The sequence below is a fragment of the Clostridium cibarium genome (genome assembly GCF_014836335.1).
Classification (GTDB): domain Bacteria; phylum Bacillota; class Clostridia; order Clostridiales; family Clostridiaceae; genus Clostridium; species Clostridium cibarium.
Map to the genome: position 1 here is coordinate 62928 of NZ_JACSRA010000021.1, position 17687 is coordinate 80614.

At 30.5% G+C, this 17687-nt stretch carries 15 protein-coding genes; 4 read left to right on the forward strand and 11 right to left on the reverse strand.

The window, feature by feature from the left end; translation table 11 throughout:
* Window positions 1-11 precede the first annotated feature (11 nt).
* Window positions 12-3653, reverse strand: coding sequence for a methionine synthase (gene metH / locus H9661_RS13015; RefSeq protein ID WP_191769228.1), 3642 nt, complete (start codon window positions 3651-3653; stop codon window positions 12-14).
* A gap of 352 nt (window positions 3654-4005) precedes the next feature.
* Between metH and H9661_RS13020 the strand changes: the two genes are divergently transcribed.
* Window positions 4006-4764, forward strand: coding sequence for an alpha/beta hydrolase (locus H9661_RS13020; protein WP_191769230.1), 759 nt, complete (start codon window positions 4006-4008; stop codon window positions 4762-4764).
* Here the strand turns inward: H9661_RS13020 and H9661_RS13025 are convergent, their stop codons facing one another.
* Entirely contained in the window at window positions 4765-5472 is a 708-nt protein-coding gene (locus H9661_RS13025; RefSeq protein WP_191769232.1) for a 4Fe-4S double cluster binding domain-containing protein, read from the reverse strand. It lies immediately after the preceding gene.
* 343 nt (window positions 5473-5815) lie between these two features.
* Entirely contained in the window at window positions 5816-6166 is a 351-nt protein-coding gene (locus H9661_RS13030; protein ID WP_243240435.1) for a four-helix bundle copper-binding protein, read from the reverse strand.
* A 383-nt stretch (window positions 6167-6549) separates the two neighbouring features.
* Here H9661_RS13030 and H9661_RS13035 point away from each other — a divergent pair, with 383 nt between their 5' ends.
* The gene (locus tag H9661_RS13035) at window positions 6550-8064 is read left to right on the forward strand and encodes a YncE family protein (protein ID WP_243240436.1); all 1515 of its coding nucleotides are present in this window, start codon (window positions 6550-6552) and stop codon (window positions 8062-8064) included.
* Between the two features lie 250 nt (window positions 8065-8314).
* Here the strand turns inward: H9661_RS13035 and H9661_RS13040 are convergent, their stop codons facing one another.
* The 7 genes from H9661_RS13040 to H9661_RS13070 all read right to left on the reverse strand — a co-directional run bounded on the left by H9661_RS13040 (window position 8315) and on the right by H9661_RS13070 (window position 14465).
* Window positions 8315-8587: a hypothetical protein gene (locus H9661_RS13040; RefSeq protein ID WP_191769234.1), complete on the reverse strand. Its 273-nt coding sequence runs from the start codon at window positions 8585-8587 to the stop codon at window positions 8315-8317.
* Between the two features lie 25 nt (window positions 8588-8612).
* Window positions 8613-10433, reverse strand: coding sequence for an urease accessory protein UreH domain-containing protein (locus H9661_RS13045; protein ID WP_191769236.1), 1821 nt, complete (start codon window positions 10431-10433; stop codon window positions 8613-8615).
* Window positions 10434-10624: 191 nt separating this feature from the next.
* A complete protein-coding gene (locus tag H9661_RS13050) occupies window positions 10625-11491 on the reverse strand; it encodes a cysteine ABC transporter substrate-binding protein (RefSeq protein WP_143316547.1) in 867 nt (288 codons plus the stop codon).
* Between the two features lie 16 nt (window positions 11492-11507).
* Window positions 11508-12260 (reverse strand): ATP-binding cassette domain-containing protein, encoded by a 753-nt coding sequence (locus tag H9661_RS13055; protein ID WP_143316556.1) that lies wholly within the window; start codon window positions 12258-12260, stop codon window positions 11508-11510.
* An 11-nt stretch (window positions 12261-12271) separates the two neighbouring features.
* Complete coding sequence (locus tag H9661_RS13060; RefSeq protein WP_191769239.1) at window positions 12272-12949, reverse strand: amino acid ABC transporter permease; 678 nt, start codon at window positions 12947-12949, stop codon at window positions 12272-12274.
* Window positions 12930-13595 carry an amino acid ABC transporter permease gene (locus H9661_RS13065; protein WP_143316549.1) on the reverse strand — a complete coding sequence of 222 codons (666 nt, stop codon included), beginning with the start codon at window positions 13593-13595 and terminating at the stop codon, window positions 12930-12932. The genes H9661_RS13060 and H9661_RS13065 overlap by 20 nt, the downstream gene beginning before the upstream one ends.
* A 216-nt stretch (window positions 13596-13811) precedes the next feature.
* The gene (locus H9661_RS13070; protein ID WP_191769241.1) at window positions 13812-14465 is read right to left on the reverse strand and encodes a flavodoxin family protein; all 654 of its coding nucleotides are present in this window, start codon (window positions 14463-14465) and stop codon (window positions 13812-13814) included.
* 129 nt (window positions 14466-14594) lie between these two features.
* Here H9661_RS13070 and H9661_RS13075 point away from each other — a divergent pair, with 129 nt between their 5' ends.
* A complete protein-coding gene (locus H9661_RS13075) occupies window positions 14595-14963 on the forward strand; it encodes a winged helix-turn-helix transcriptional regulator (protein WP_143318627.1) in 369 nt (122 codons plus the stop codon).
* A gap of 25 nt (window positions 14964-14988) precedes the next feature.
* On the opposite strand, the gene H9661_RS13080 is transcribed toward H9661_RS13075, so the two are convergent.
* A complete protein-coding gene (locus tag H9661_RS13080) occupies window positions 14989-16791 on the reverse strand; it encodes a MutS family DNA mismatch repair protein (RefSeq protein ID WP_143318628.1) in 1803 nt (600 codons plus the stop codon).
* 237 nt (window positions 16792-17028) lie between these two features.
* On the opposite strand from H9661_RS13080, the gene H9661_RS13085 reads away from it, so the two are divergent.
* Complete coding sequence (locus H9661_RS13085; RefSeq protein WP_143318629.1) at window positions 17029-17613, forward strand: cupin domain-containing protein; 585 nt, start codon at window positions 17029-17031, stop codon at window positions 17611-17613.
* Window positions 17614-17687: the final 74 nt, after the last annotated feature.

Below are 17687 nucleotides of genomic sequence, written 5' to 3' on the forward strand. Positions count from 1 at the left end.
ATTAGAAAAATTTAATCTAAAAGAGTGTTCATTATTTTTCTAAGCTCAGCTTTATCTCTTCCATTTTTCTCTACATAATCCTCAAATTGATCTTTATCTATCTTATTGATATCAAAATACCTAGCCTCCTTATTTCCAAAGAAAAGACCACATGTACTTGCTGTAGGATACATCATATAACTATCAGTAAGTTCTACATTAAGTACTCCTTCATTATCTAGAAGCTCAAATAATTTTACCTTTTCTGAATGATCTCTAAGTGAAGGATAACCGATTGCGGGCCTTATTCCTCTATATTTGCCTTTTAATATAGCATCCATAGATATATTTTCATTCTCAGAATATCCCCAGAATTCTTTTCTTACCTTTTCATGAATATATTCTGCAAAAGCTTCTGCAAGTCTATCTGCTAGTAAAATAACCATTGTGGCACTATAATCATCACCCTTTGCCTTAAGCTTATCTGCATATTCCTTTGCACCTAATCCTCCTGTAGTTATAAAGCCACCTATATAATCCTTTATACCACTAGACTTTGGAGCTACAAAATCTGATAAGCACAGGTAAGTGTTATCTTTTTTCTCTTCTTGTTGTCTAAGAAGATTGAAAGTAACTACCTCAGAACCATAGTAAACTTCAATATCATCCTCTACTGAATTTGCCTCAAATATACCAATAGCAGCATTTGCTTTTAAAATATCTTCTTTCTCTATCTTATCAAGCATCTTTTCAGCATCAATTAATAATTTTTTAGCCTCTTCACCGTACCTTTTATCTTCAAGTATTTGTGGGTATGGCATCCCCATATCCCAACCTATGAAGAAAAAGCTCCAATCTATATACTTCCTTAACTTTCCTATAGGAAAATTAAGGATTTTCTTTCTACCAATAAACTTAGGTTTATCTATTTGTTCCTTATCCCATTCTTTCTTAAAGTTATGCTCTCTTGCATAATCTAAAGGAACAAATTTTCTAGACGACTTACTGAAAACCTCTCTTAAAGCTTCATATTCATCTTCTAGTTTTTCAAGGTATTCTGCCTTTTTATCTTTGTTTAAAAGAAGTTTTGCAACCTCAACTGCCTTTGAAGCATCTGTTGTATGAATTACTCCACCTGAATACTTTGGTGCTATCTTTATTGCTGTATGTGCCTTTGATGTAGTAGCTCCACCAACCATAAGGGGTATTTTAAAGCCTTGCTTTTCCATTTCTTCAGCTACATTTGCCATTTCTTCTAAGGAAGGAGTTATAAGTCCACTTAAGGCAATAATATCTGCATTTTCCTTTTTAGCAGTTTCTAAAATAACTTCTGCTGGAACCATTACTCCAAGATCCATTACTTCAAAGTTATTACATGAAAGAACTACAGAAACAATATTTTTCCCTATATCGTGTACATCGCCTTTTACAGTTGCAAAAACTACCTTTCCAGCACTAATACTTCCACTGCTGCTTTTTTCTTCTTCTAAGTATGGCATTAAGACTTCAACAGCCTTTTTCATAACCCTAGCACTTTTAACAACTTGAGGTAAGAACATCTTTCCTTCTCCAAAAAGTTTACCTACTTCATTCATACCATCCATAAGAGGTCCTTCAATTACTTCTAGAGATTTACTATATTCTATTCTTACTTCTTCTACATCTTCTTTAATATATTTATCTATACCTTTTACTAAAGCAGTTTTTAGCCTCTCTTTAACATTTGCCTCTCTCCAAGCTTCCTTATTTCCTTCTGCTTTATTTTCTGTCTTATTATAAGTATGAGCAAATTCTAAAAGCTCATCTGCTGCATTTTCACTTTTATTAAAGATAACTGCCTCTACTTTTTCTAGTAAACCTTTATCTATCTCATCATAAATTTGTATCATTCCTGGGTTAACTATACCCATATCCATGCCTTCTTTTATTGCATGATACAAAAATACTGAATGCATTGCTTCTCTTATTAAATTGTTACCTCTAAATGCAAAGGAGAGGTTACTTACACCACCACTTACTTTTGCATAAGGTAAATTTTCTTTTATCCATTTAGTAGCCTTAATAAAATCTACAGCGTAATTATTATGTTCCTCTATTCCTGTAGCTATTGTTAAAATATTTGGATCAAATACTATATTTTCTGGTGGAAATTTAACTTCATTTACTAAAATGTCATATGCTCTTTTACATATACTTATTTTCTTCTCATATGTATCTGCCTGACCATTTTCATCAAAAGCCATAACTACTGTGCCTGCTCCAAAGTCTTTTATAATGGAAGCTTGCCTTTTGAATTCTTCTTCTCCCACTTTAAGGCTTATAGAATTTACTATAGGCTTACCTTGTATAGATTTAAGCCCAGCCTCAAGCACTTCAAACTTTGATGAATCTATCATTACTGGAACCTTTGAAATTTCAGGCTCACTTGCTAAAAGCTTTAAGAAAGTCTCCATCTCTTCTTTGGCATCTAAAAGTGCATCATCAAAATTTATATCAACTACTTGAGCTCCATTTTGAACTTGATCCTTTGCTATAGATAAAGCTTCTTCATAATTCTTTTCTCTAATTAGCCTTGCAAATTTAGCTGAACCTGCTACGTTTGTTCTTTCACCTATGTTAACAAAATTATTTTCTTTATTTACCCTAAGTGCTTCAAGACCACAATATATAGTTTCTTGCTCTATATTTGGTATTCTTCTAGGTTCTTTATCTCTTACTACTTCATATATTGCTTCTATATGTTCTGGTGTTGTACCACAGCAACCTCCAACAATATTAATACATCCTTCTTCTGCTAAACCTTTTATTAAAGCTGCAGTTTCTTCAGGCTTTTCATCATATTCACCAAAAGAATTTGGAAGCCCTGCATTTGGGTAAAAACTTATAAATCTATTTTGAGTCTTTGAAAGATATTTTATAAAAGGTATTAAATCCTTTGCTCCAAAGGAACAGTTTAGCCCTATTGCCAATATACTTTCATCTACCATAGAATTTGCAAAAGCTTCTAGTGTTTGACCTGAAAGTATCCTTCCACTTTTATCTGCTATAGTTCCAGAAATTATTATTGGTAAATCTTTGTTTTTTTCTAAAAATACAGACTTTGCCCCCATAAGTGCAGCTCTTGCATTTAATTCATCAAAGATTGTTTCTATAAGTATTAAATCTACTCCTCCATCTAAAAGACCTTCAACCTGCTCTTTATAGGCTTTTACTAATTCGTCAAAAGTTATATTTCTAAAGCCCGGATTTTCAACATCTGGTGATAAAGATGCTGTTTTATTTGTAGGCCCAAGTGAACCTGCTACAAAACGTGGTTTATCTGGAGTTTCTGCTGTAAATTTATCCGCAGCAGCCCTTGCTATTTTTGCTCCTTCAAAATTTAAGATATATATCTTATCTTCAAGTTCATAATCTTTTTGAGATATACTCGTACTATTAAATGTATTAGTTTCTATTATATCTGCCCCTGATCTTAAATATGCTTCATGAATCTCTCTTATTATATTTGAATTTGTGATATTTAAAACATCATTGTTTCCTTTTTGATTACAAGAAACCTTTAAGTTTCCTCTATAATCTTTTTCTTCTAATTTATAGTTTTGAATACTAGTGCCCATAGCCCCATCGAGAACTAATATCCTTTCTTTTAGTAAATCTCTAATTTGTAATTTCATTAATCTTCCTCCCCAAGTCTTTTGTCTTTATTGTCTAGCCTCTTCTTAGTATTATATAAAAACTTGTCCTACATACTACCAATACAGGTTAATATTCATTATATCAATTTTATATGATTTATTAAAAAGTTTCCAACTTTTTTTACTAAAATTAAACGTATTTGTCTAGATTCATATTGAGCCAAATATTTTATTCTTAAAAATATAGTTAATTATAAACTTAGTACTAAAAATTATATAAGTTTAACTATCGATAACAAAATTCAATTGACAAACATTATTGTTATGCACTTCAAAATATTCTATAATAAGTACCATAGGATATTTTACAAAGATAGAAGGGATTTACATTATGGAATTTAAAGAGTATGGAGAAAAAACTAAACCTATTATAATTCTTATTCATGGTTTTTGTATGTCTTGGAGATTATGGATGCCACAAATTGATTCTTTTAAAAAAGATTATCATGTTATTGTGCCAATTCTAGAAGGACATGAAGAAAGAGATCGTACTACATTTACATCAGTTGAAAATAACGCCAACATAATTATAGATTATATGATAAATCACGATTATAATGAAGTATTTGCTGTATGTGGTCTTTCATTAGGAGGTGCTATTACTGTTAATATACTTTCTCAAAATAGATTAGTCATAAAGAAGTCAATTATAGACGCTGGAATTACCCCTTCGAATTTAAGCAGAAGTAAAGAATTGTTTACAGTCTATTCTGATTTTTTCAAAACTTGCTTGGCGAGAAAATTTAAAAAGTTACTTGAAATATACTATAACCCTAAAGATTATTCAAAACATGTAGTAGACTCTATGTATATGACTCTTCAAAACATATCAAATTCTACGATTAAAAATGTATTTTATTCAGTTGATACTTATAAACTACCTAAAGATTTTTCTAATGTAAAAACAGAAATACGTTATTGGTATGGAACAAAAGAAAAAAATGAAAGAAAAAAGGATTCGGATTTTATTACTCATACATTTCCTAATGCCAAAAGCGAAATTTTTCAAGGTTGTGCCCATGGACAACTTGCTTTGGGTAATCCAAATTTGTATTTGAAATGTGCCTATCGTTTTTTCCAAGAAAAATAATCAGTACCTTTGTCCATAAGGACAAGCATATAGGCACATGCCACATATCTGAAGCTTGCCTTCTTCTTTAAGGCTATTAAAATAATCTTCACACTTTTTTACATCAAGTCTTAAATCACGTGGTTCATTTTCTACATAGTTTCTACCTAGAATTGCTTGTGAAGGACATATTTTAACACACTTGTTACAACTACCACATTTACTTTCTAATATTTCTTTATTCTCTTCAAAGGGAGCATCAGTAAGTACTGTAGTCCATCTTACCCGTGGCCCATAGCTAGGATTAATTAGAAGACAGTTCTTCCCTATCCACCCAAAACCAGCTAACCTAGCTGTGACTTTATGTGATAAGGAAGCACACACTCTATTACTATCTATACGCTCTGCTGCTGGCAATGGCATTACTCTATAACCACTACGTTGTATTATAGAAGCCACAAGTGAAGCAAAATTATCTAGACGATTATTTATTACATCATAGGCATGAGTTTCATATTGAAGTACATTTTCATATGTATCTCTATCTTTTAGAAGATCTACAATATCTTTTTGTAGTACTATTCCAATAGATATCGCTCTTGGAAATTCATATATTAAAGAACCGCTAATTTCTCTAATTTCATTTTTAATCTGACTGATTCCTGCCACACCAATAAAATCAACGCCGTGAATATCACCTAATTCTTTTATTCTTTCTAATAAACTCATTTTCTTATATTAGTGAAAAGTTCATTATAAATATTAAACTTTCACTAAACTTCACTTCCTTCCACTGACTAGTATGTTGTTTACTTCCATTTTACCATTTATTTCTCACAAGCTGCTATTATTTTTCAAGTACATTCTTATCTTTTAATATTTTATACAAAAAAAGAATCTTTTATTATGAAAAAAGTACTACTTTTTTTATTAATAACTATACATTTTCTCTATCTTAATATCTTATAGCTTTTTAATCATTTTATTAATTCAACAATAATCCTTTATATAACAATAAAGAGTACTACTTAATTTGAAAGTAATACTCTTTACAAAATAAATCCTATATTTCTTATAACATAGAACCCATTTTTCTACACTCTTCAGCACAAGAATAACATTCTGTAGCACAATTTCTACAATGCTCATCTTTGAACATATCACATTCTGCTCCACATTTTTCACAAATGCTAGCACATAACTCACAATGTTCTTTTATAAATTGTCCGTTTGTTGACATAAGTGAAGATGACATTTGACACATTTGTGCACATTCATTAAGAATACTAATACAATTTTTTCTTGCATTAACATCAGGTTCATTTAAACATGCATTAAAGCATTCATTGCATATTTGTGCGCACCTATTACATGCATCTATACATGCTTGATATTTGTTTTGATTCATAACTCCTACATTCATTTAATTGTCCTCCAAAAAGTAATTTCGATATTTTAAATATCCGTAATTATTATTTGTAAAGAAATCATTATTATACTGATTTAGCTTTTGTATTACCATTTACATGTCAATCATAGGTTGCATATTTGATCCACCAAAAGCCATATTGCTAATTTGAGATGATCCCCACATATTCATCATGCCCATACAACTTCCAGATTTGATTTTGGTTTATATTACGGCTGAAATATGTAGTTTCTATGAAGTTTTTCTAGCTTTATTAAATATTTCAATAGTCTTCACTAATTGCTAATGATTTTCATTTTAATCTTTATAACATCTACACACTTTCTTCTTATAATAAATTAGTTGAAATAAATATACACAAATGAGGAGGACTTTTAATGAAAAAGTTAGCAAAAGAAACCTGGAAAGAAGCCATCTTTCCTTACTTAGTTTATGTTATGTTCTTTTTAGGAACAGGGTTAATTTCTGGATCTATTGTTCATATGCCTTTAGATCCTAAAAAATACTCTATTGTTTTAGTCATAGGTATGGGTGTATTTGTTATTGCTTCACTATTAAATGAAACAGTTATAGATAAAAAACACTTATCTTTTTTTAGTACAGTTAGATTAGTTATATTTTCACTGTTACTTTCTATTGGAATAGGAATGATAAGTGGAGGGATTCAACATTTTGAAGATGTTCTTGACTATGCAGGTTACTTAATTCCTGGAGGTATTATGCTTTCCCTAATAAGTTTTTTATTTAAAAACAACATAAAGCTAGGGCTAAAAAAATCATTACCTCTATTTACGATTATGTTACTTTTGGTGCTTCCTTTAAGCTACACATTGAAAACTTTAGCTGCTTCTATGCCAAAAAGCGAAGGCCATAGTCACTCTGGTGGTGAATCAGATCACTCTGAAGAAGTTTCTAGCTCTACTGTTGTTGAAGAGAACTTAAACAATGAAGCTACTTCAAATAATTCTTTTTATTTCACGGCAAATGAAGAAGGAAGCATAACAAAATTGGATTCAAATACAAATAGAATTATTGCTACAATTAATGTAGAAGGATCAATCCATAATGTTCAAATTTCACCTAATGGGAAAGTTCTAGCTGCAACTTTAGTTCCTAAATCAGATGGTCATGATGACAAAGGTTCTGTTCATGGGCATGGATATATTCTATTTTACAATTCAGAAACTACAGAGTTAATTAAAAAAGTAAATGTAGGCAATCATCCTGCACATGTAGTTTTTACTGATGACAACAAATATGTATTAGCAACTGATAGTGAGAAAAATACTGTATCTGTAATAGATTTAAGCTCTTATAAAATAGCAAAAACAATACCTACAGGAGAAGGTCCTCACGGTTTTAGAATATCAAATGATAGTAAATATGCTTACATTGCTAACTCTGAATCAGATACTGTCAGTGTTATAGATATAAATGAGCTTAAAGAAATAAAAAAAATCAAAGTTGGCAATACTCCTATAACTACTGCAATAACAAAAGATAATACTAAACTATTAGTAACCTTGAACTCAGAAAATGCATTAGCTGTTGTAGATCTTGCTACAGATAATGTAACAAAAATTACTGTAGACCAAGGCCCTGCTCAAGTATATATTCAAAATAATAATAAATTTGCCTTTGTAGCAAATCAGGGAACTGAAAGCAATCCCTCCAATACAATTTCAAAAATTGATTTATCTACTAATAAAGTAGTATCAACTATTGAAGTAGGTGAAGGAGCACATGGAATTGTGGTAAGTGGAGATAATAAGTTTGTTTATATTACAAATATGTATGATAATACAGTGAGTGTTGTTGATAATTCGAAAGACAAAGTCATAGCTATAATACCTGTAGGTAAAACTCCAAATGGTATAACTTATAAAAATTAATTTATTAAAACCTTTTATAAAAACATATTCTACTTACTCAACTGAAATTCTGGATATAATAAAATCTATTGGAAATCTTCCAATAGATTTTTAGTTTCTTAATACTAATATTAATGTGCACCTGCAATTTCTTCTTTCATATTAAAAATCATTGGAGCAACCTACATGTTTTTAACATAACAAAAGAACTAACCATAATATAAATTGGCTAGCTCTTAAATTTTTTCTTCAAAACCATTTATTTTAATTGTTATAGTTTGATTTCTTCCTTTTGTATTTCCTCTTTTTTAGAACAGCAGCTTCCACCTTTCATAGCCCTAACCATCATAGGAATCATTATTACCATCATCAAGGGACATATAAAAGGTGTAATTCCTACTATTATATTCTTTAATACTCCACTAGCATTTATAAAAGGGAGTACTCCAATAATTAAATAAGGAAGTCCACAACAAAGTACCATCATTAATATATGTTTTATTGGATTATGTTTCTTATTTTTATTATTTTCATGACATTTCATAGTTTTATCCTCCTAGTATTTTTTATTAACCTATAAACTCTTTACGTACATCTTCTAAATTCACCTTTTCTAGTGAATCAGAAACCTTAAGTCCAATTAAAACTACATTATTTTTAACAATAAGATATGGTCCACTTTTATCTATCTTAAAGTCAACATTTACAACTCCTTTTTTACCAGTAAAAGTACTTACATACTCACCAGTTTCTCCATTTTCTATAGTGAAATTTCCTTCAGCATCATCAAATGAAGTAAGATCTATTGTTAAATTTGTTTGTTTACCTTTTTCTAATACAACTACAAGTGGCTCAAACTCATAACCAGTTCCTTTTATATTTAAGCTTTGATTTCCTCCAGATATATTTGCTTTCTTAATTAATCTCTCAGTAGGAACTTTACTTAAATCATCACCATATATACTTGGTGCTTGTGGTGCACTAGAACCTGAAGTTCCACCTGTACAACAACTCATTCCACTACTTGGTGCTGGAATTGAAGAATCATCTTTAGTAGTATCTACAGTATCAAGATTATCTGTAACCTTAATTACTCCTCTAATCATTCCCATCCAACAACTAAAGTTTATATCTTTATCTTTTGGTGTAAATTCTATTACGTTCTCCCCTGATTTTAGAGCTTTTTCTATATTTAAAGATGGTATTACAATAGAATTATTACATGAATTAAGCTGACTTCCTGTAATTACAAGCTTAACAGGGACATTTTTTTCAACATAAAAAGCATTAGGAGTATATCCATATCTATCTGCTGTCATCTTTATTACCTGTACACCATCTTCAAGAGCTGCTTTACCTATATTAGGATTTGATTGATTTTCTTCACTTCCTGAAAGATTTTGTGTTAGTGTGTTAACACTAGGTACTCCAACTCCTGCTAATGCAAGACCACGATTACCCATTATTACTCCAAGTATTACAACCAAGAATCCACTAAATTTTAAGAGCTGCTTTGTATAACCCTTACTTAAAAATCCAGATATCGCTCCAAATATGAGCATTAAGGGAACTGTACCTAATGAAAATAGAAACATAGATAATGCCCCAGCAAAAGCGCTACCTGTTCCAAGAGCATAAAGCTGAATTGTTTGTAGCGGTCCACATGGCATTAATCCGTTTAACATTCCTACTAAAAAAGGAGTTTTAGGTTTATTTTTCACCTTGCATGAAGACCATGGTAACTTAATGTTGAACTTTCTAAACATAGAGAAACCAGCCATATTTAGTCCCATTATTACCATAAAGATTCCTGCAAATATTTGAAGTCCTGCTTTAACATTAATGGATAAGGATAATACTGATCCTAATGCCCCTACAATACCACCAATAATGGTGTAAGAAGTTATTCTTCCAGCATTATATAAAATAGCAGGCATTAATGCTACAAACTTGCTTTTCTTTTCATTTAAATTATCCTCTTTAGATATACTTTGCGTTAGCATTATTCCTCCGCACATACCAACACAATGAATTGATGTTAACATGCCAACTAAAAATAATACTATGTAGGATGCATTATTTAACTTAGCATTCATATCAAAACCTGCGGTAGAACTACCTAGAAGTAAAATAGCTGCAACCACTACTAAAATCCCTGCAAATTTAATATTATTCGAATTCTTAGTACTATAACCTGCCTTATTAATTGCCTCCTTCAATTCTTCTATAGAACAAAGTTCTTCATCATATTCCACTGTTACTTGCTCTAAACTATAGCTAGCCATTGCATTTTTAACCCCTGTAATTTTTCTGAGGGCTACCTCTACTCTATTTTCACAAGAAACACATGTCATATTATATACTTTAATTATCCGTCTTTTCATAGACATTTTTTCACCTCTAAATCTTTTATATTGAATCTAATTAGTAAAAAGCTTTATTAGATAAATTTAGTATAGAAAAAAGTTATGAAGATTATATGATGATAATAATTAAATTTTAGAATACTTGTACATAAATAACTTTCTTAGATGGCACAAAAAAAAGCAATTATTCACTAATTGCTTTTTTAATTACTGTTTTATTCTAATTTTCCACCTTCAACAACAAGGCTATCCTCATAAGCATCTCCATACACTGATTTAAGTGTTTTATCATAAGCCTCATGTATAAACTTTTCTTTTCCAAGAGTTTCAAGTTCGTTATTAATCCAATCTAGAAGCTCTTTGTTTCCTTTTGTAACAGCAGGAGCAATTGTATCTTGGCTTCCTAAAGATGCTACACCAACAGTAAATCCTGGATTATCTTTAGCCCATGCAAGCACTTCTGTATTATCACTAAGTATAGCATCTCCACGCTTATCCTTTAGAGCTTGGAATATTTCTGAGTATTGCTCAAACTTTGCAAGTTCTATGTCTGGATGTTCTTTTGTCATGAAAGTTTCAGCAGTAGTTCCCTTAGCTACTATTATCTTTTTACCCTTCATCTCATCAGCTGAAGTTATAACTGAACCTGCTGGAGAAACTACTCCTAAAGATACTTTCATATATGGGTTTGCAAAATCAACCTTTTGCTTTCTTTCATCTGTCACTGTAAAATTAGCCATTATAATATCAACTTTTTTTGATTCTAGATAGGATACTCTGCTTGCTGCATCAACTAGCACAAATTCAACCTTTGATTCATCACCAAGAAGATCCTTTGCAAATCTTTTAGCTACATATACATCGAAGCCTTGATTCTTACCTTCTGAATCTACATATCCAAATGGAGCTTTATCGCTAAAAACACCAATTCTTATCTTTCCACGTTCTTTTATTTCATCTATAGAACTTGATGACTTTATATCTGCAGATTCTTTTGATGTTGAATTACCGCAACCTACAAGTCCTCCTATTACTACTGTACTAAGAACTAACGCCGATATTAATTTTTTTACTTTATTCATAATTCATCATCCTCTCTTAATTATATTGAAATATATTTAAAAATTGCTTTGCACGTTCTGTTTTTGGATTTGTAAAAAACTCATCTGGCTTAGCTGTTTCACAGACCTTTCCTTGATCCATAAATACAACTTTATCAGCTACAGAGCGAGCAAATCCCATTTCATGTGTTACAATTACCATTGTCATGCCCTGCTTTGCTAAGCTTTGCATTACCTCCAACACCTCTCTTACCATTTCAGGATCAAGTGAGGCAGTAACTTCATCAAATAACATTACCTCAGGATTCATGCATAGTGCTCTTACAATTGCTATTCTCTGCTTTTGTCCTCCTGAAAGCTGGCGTGGATAAGCATTCTTCCTATCTAAAAGACCAACCTTATCTAATAATTGTTCTGCCTGAGCTAGGACCTCGACCTTGTCTCTTTTTTGAACTTTTAAAGGTCCAAGTAGTATATTCTCTATAACAGTCATATGTGGAAATAATTCATAGTTTTGAAATACCATACCTATCTTTTCTCTTACATCTTGCCAATTTGTGTTTTTTTCTGTAAGACTATTATTTTTAAATATAATATCTCCACCTTGAATTTTTTCAAGACCATTAAGACATCTAAGTAAGGTACTTTTCCCACAGCCTGAAGGGCCTAATACAACTAATACTTCTCCTTTATGTAACTCTAAGCTCACACCTTTTAAGATTTCTTTATTATCATATTCTTTATGAAGTTCTTGTACCTCAATTAGCACAGAACTATTATTCTTATCTATAACACTCACTCCTAACTATTCCATTTCGTCTCCAATTTTTTTGATATTTTGGATAGTGGGTAACATATTATGAAGTAAAATATAAATATTAACCCATATATCCAAAAGGAAGCTGTTGGCAGTACAAAACGTGAAGTTTCTATAATCTGCTGACCTACTTTTACCACATCTATAACACCTATTAAAACAATTAGCGAAGTAGTTTTAATCATTCTGGTAGCTAAATTAATAGTACCTGGCAACATTCTTCGTAAAGCCTGAGGTATAAGTATATATCTATAAAGCATATAGGTACTTAACCCTAATGCCTTTCCTGATTCAATTTGATGTTTTGGTAGAGACTGAAGAGCCCCCCTTACTATATCTCCCATTTCTGCAGCACCCCAAAGGCTAAAAACAATTATAGAAACTGCCATGCCGCTTAATTCTATATGAAGTGCTGTTGTAACACCAAAATAGAAGATAAATAGCCACACTAAAATTGGTATAATTCTAAACATTTCAAGAAACACTCTATTTATAAATAATACAACCTTTGATTTAGTTGTTCTGCTAAGTCCAAGTAATATACCTAATAAAGTACCAATTATAATTGATGCTAAGGCTATTTCTACTGTTATAAGAAGCCCTTCCAGAAGCCTCATAAAGTTTTGTCCTTCAAAGATAACACTAATTACCGAATTCTGCATACCTTACCTTCCTTTCTACCCATGATAAAATAATGGATAATGGTAATATCATAATTAGGTATACCACAACTAACATAGCTAAAGATTCAAAGGTTTTGTAATACATACCTATTAAATCCTTGGTCACATTCATAACGTCTAATATAGATATTGCACCTAATACAGATGTCTCTTTTAAAAGGAATATACAATTTGCGCTAAGTGCTGGTATACTTACAGAAAATGCCTGTGGAAGTATTACATATCTAATAAGTTGAAGCTTTGAAAGCCCAATACTTAGTCCAGATTCCACTTGGGATTTACCTACTGCCTCTAGTCCACTTCTAAAAGCCTCTGCCATATAACTTCCTCCTAAAAAAGAAAGTCCTATTATTGCACAAGTACTTTCGCTAAGTGTTATTCCTACCTTTGGTAAACCAAAATATAAGAAAAATATTTGCACAAGGAGTGGAGTGTTTCTAGAAAGCTCTATGTATGCTTGTACTAATGTTTTTATGCCTTTAACTTTAAAATATAATACTATACTGCAAATGAGTCCAACAATTAATGATATAAGTGTCCCCCATAAGGCCAACTTTAATGTTAGCCAAGCAGCTTTTTCATATAATGGAAAATTATCCATTACAAATTTCCAATCAAAACTCATCTATTCACCACCATTTATATTTCTTATAATACATATATGTTTTATTTCTTTTTAAATTATAGTATCCATTCTATTTTTTGTCAATATAATTACTAGTATCCTTATATGTTTTATTTAGTTGTTAAAGTTTCCTAAATTTGATTACAAATAAATAAAGAAGCATAATAAATTATCTATTACGCTTCCTTGAATAGTAGACCTTGCTAATTTTTATTTCTACTTTATTAAATTTTTACCTAGTTCAAAAGCTTTTTGACAATCAAGCGGAAATTGATTTTGTCTTGTTTTTGCTTTTTCTTCTTCAGAAAAACATTCAACTTTGTATTTTGAGTAATCATCAAACTGATAAGTATCATTTGAATACATAACTACTGGCTTTGTAAAAAGTTTTTCAAGATAAAATTCCATATTATTAAATGTTGATAAATAGCCAGATTCTTTCATTACCTCTTCTTTTACATTCATTGTATAAATGAATGCTGTTTTCATCCTCTTGGGTGCAATCGAAGAATAATTATTATCATACACTATATAAGGGAACAAAAGTCTTTCTAAAAATGACCTTAATTGTCCTGATATATTACCAAAGTATACTGGGGAACCAAAAATAAGCCCATCAGATAGCGAAAGTCTTTCCAATACTTCATTAATATCATCCTTTATGGCACATTTCCCATAACTGCTTCCTCCAATTCTTTTGCAAGCAAAGCAACTTTTGCATCCAGTATATTTCAAATCATATAAATTGATAATTTCAGTTTCAATTTCTTCATCTTTTACTGATTGCTTTACTCCATCTAAAGCTTTTTTAAGTAATGTAGCTGTATTCTTGTTTTTTCTCGGGCTTCCATTTATAGCATAAACCTTCATTCTAACATCTCCTTAATTTAACAATTTTTTGATATAATTAATATAACACACAGATATAAATAGACAAGTATGCAGTTTTTTCTGTGTCAGTATAAAAAAGATACTATTAAATTTAAAGGAGTTATAAATATGGATAACAAAGTAAATTATAATGTAGAATTACCCTCTGATAATATATATGAATCAAAATGCCCTATAATATATGCACTTGATGTGGTAGGACAAAAGTGGAAATTACCTATTATGTGGTATTTATCTCAAAAGGATGCTACTAGATATAATGAATTAAAACGTAGCGTAAAAGGTATTACTAATATGATGCTTACAAAATCTTTACAAGAATTAGAATCACATAAACTTATTATCAGAACCCAATATGACACCATTCCTCCTAAAGTTGAATATTCTTTAACTGAGAGAGGCAAAGCACTACTCCCTGCTTTAAACTCACTATATGTTTGGGGGAAAGAACAAATTGAAATTGATAAACTCAAGTAGAATTGCAGATTAATTCTTTAGCAATTTATTTTGACCTTATACCTGCTAACCTTATTAAATGCTTACCATTTCTAGTAGTTGATGCTCCTTCTCGAATTTTGTAATCAAATTTTAATTCATCATTTAAATAATACTCTCTAAAATGATAATTCTTAATTTTAGAATAGGTATGTTCTAAATTGCACAATTCTAGATCATGAGTAGAAATAAGCCCTGATGCCCCATCAGAACCCAATTGCATTATTAATGCTGTTGCCCCATCATGTCTATCAATTGAATTAGTTCCCTTAAATAACTCATCTAAAATAAAAAATACATTTTCATTTTTCTCTACCTCTTTAACTATTTTCTTAATTCTTAATATTTCAGCATAAAATGAAGATATACTATTTTCTAAATTATCACTTATTCTCATACAAGTGAAAATTTGCATTAATGAACATTCAAGCTTTTCAGCACACACTGCAGCTCCTATATAACTAAGTACTAAATTTATACCTATAGTTCTTAAAAATGTACTTTTACCAGACATATTTGAACCTGTTATTAGTAAAATATTTTTATTTTTATCAATTGTAATATCATTCCTGACCATCTTCTCACCTAAAAGTGGATGACCAAGCTTTTCAGCTCTTATTACATAATTCTTATCTGAAATCAAAGGCATAGCCCATTTAGGATTATCATAAATAATATTTGAAATGCTGTTTAGTGCTTCAAATTCTCCTATAACATGAAACCACTTTTTCAGTTTTTTCCCTGATTTAATTCTCCATTTTTCAAATTGTATCATGCACTGATAATCCCATAATAGCAATACATTAAATATCATAAATAGCCCATTATTTCTGTTAGATATTTTATCATATATATTAGATAACTTTTTTATTAAAGCTGCTGCATCTTCATCTTTAGACAATACTAATTTATTTTTAAGTTTTCTTAAATAATCACTTTTAAAATCCTTTTCTATAATTAAACTTAACAATCTAGAGTATATATTTATATTATTCTTATATTTATAAATGCTCTGAAATGCTTCGTTTCTTTCTTTTGCCTTAATAAATAGAAGCGATAACTGGACAAGTGCTATAAAGCATATTAGTTCAAAATTCACTAGAGAAGTGAAATAGCCTAGAGCAATTAATATAAATGTTACACATGGCAATAATCTAACCAATAAAATAAGCCACTTCTTAGTATATAATTCATTTTTATCTGTTGCCCATTCATATAATTCTTCTGGATTAATGCATTCATTAGAAATAATCATACCTTCTGCCTCAAATAGTTGTCTCCATTCTAAGCAACTTGCTAATTCCTGCAAAGATTCTTGTATTTCCTTTATCTCCAGAGGAGTTTTTAATGGATTTGTAAGCCTATTTTTTAAATTTTGACGTCCCATAAATGTTTTAGTGCTATTAATCCACTGAAACAAGGAGTTTCTTCCGAAAATATCTAAATCATTAGAAAAATAATGATCTTCATCTTTAAATTCTCTACCATCATCCTCAAAGCTATTCCACTGACCCTCTAATCTCTTTACAGCTTTTTCATTTATACCTTTTAAGGCTATTGAATATTTTCTTTTATTTATTTCCTTATCATGCATAATAATTAAGTAAATAAAAATAAGTAATTGTACTGTGAATACTCCTATACTTAGGTAATAACTCTTAATGCTAAAGGTATAATATGTAACACTTAACCCAATAATTAGGGTGACAAATCTTAAATAAGCTATAATTCTTATTGATTTATTTTGTTCTTCAATTAAGGTGTTATATGTTTTTAACCTATTAATATAATTATTATAAGTACTTTTCAATGTTCTCCTCCAATCATATTTCAAATATCATCTATTTCAGAATCTTATATACTTCTACTTTTTTCTTTTATATTACAAAATTATATACCCATATTTATCCAAAATCAAAATAAGTTAATATTCTTCTCTGGCTTAAAGTCTTATGAATGGTTTAGAAATTAATTACTAATAAAATCACCTTCTCAAAACAAAAGTCATATTATGATGTTATAAGTTTTTATGAAAGGAATAAGCAACATGTATAATGTTTATCAACAACCATATTTCATATACCCATATCCATGTTATATGAACACACCACAATATAATCCAAACACTATGTATAACCCTTACAACATGTATCGCTGCTGTCCTTACTGTCATAATGATGAGCATATGAAAACCCAAAAATCTTCTAAAATTCAGCTTAAAGATTATGGACCATACCCATTTGTAGTTAATATTGAGGAGGCTACTAAGCAAAACAATACTTTTCGTACTGCTTTATGGACAGGAGAAAATCTACAGCTTACACTTATGAGCATCCCTGTTGGAGGCGAAATTGGTTTAGAAATTCACCCTGAAACAGATCAATTTCTGCGTATTGAAGATGGTGAAGGTATCGTCAAGATGGGGCGCAGAAAAGACTCTTTGGATTTTCAACATAAAGTATATGATGATTTTTCTTTCATCATACCTGCTGGCATATGGCATAACCTCGTTAATACAGGTAATAAACCAATTAAACTATACTCTATATACGCACCACCTCAACATCCTCATGGCACAGTTCATCCAACTAAAGATGATGCAGAAGAAGCAGAAGAGCATCACGACCACTAATCGAGTAGGAGGTAGATAATTATTTTATCTACCGACCTCTCACACCACCGTACGTACCGTTCGGTATACGGCGG